This window comes from Natronococcus sp. (assembly GCF_047921035.1).
Classification (GTDB): domain Archaea; phylum Halobacteriota; class Halobacteria; order Halobacteriales; family Natrialbaceae; genus Natronococcus.
Genome location: NZ_JBLRWX010000278.1, coordinates 1 through 512, shown reverse-complemented (window position 1 = coordinate 512; position 512 = coordinate 1). Strand labels below are relative to the sequence as shown.

The window sequence follows — 512 nt, the reverse complement described above, 5'->3', positions numbered from 1 at the left end:
CGGGCGCTGGCTGGAAGGCATCGCGCGCGGCCGGACTTCCAGCGCAATCCGCGGGTTGATGAAGCTCGCGCCCGACACCGCCTGGGTGGAGCGCGATGGCGATTTCGAGGAAATCCAGGTCGATGAGCTGCGCGTCGGCGATATCGTGCAGGTCCGCCCCGGCGGCAAGGTGCCGGTCGACGGCACGGTGACCAAGGGCCGCTCATGGATCGACGAATCGATGATCTCCGGCGAGCCGGACCCGGTCGAGAAGGGCGAGGGCGACGAGGTCGTCGGCGGCACGCTCAACCAGACCGGCGCGTTCCGGATGAAGGCCGAAGCTACCGGCCGTGACACGGTGCTCGCGAAGATCATCGACATGGTCGAGCAGGCCCAGGGAAACCGGCTGCCGGTGCAGGCGCTGGTCGATCGCGTGGTGCGCTATTTCGTGCCCGCAGTGCTGGTCGTGGCGGCGCTCACTCTAACCGTCTGGCTGCTGTTCGGGCCCGAGCCGGCGCTCAGCCTGGCGCTGG

1 protein-coding gene is annotated in these 512 nt (G+C 68.9%); it reads left to right on the top strand.

All coding sequences use genetic code 11. From position 1 onward, the window contains the following. Positions 1–512: HAD-IC family P-type ATPase (locus ACNA7R_RS20690; protein ID WP_416285404.1), on the top strand; the 512-nt coding region annotated here is incomplete at both ends.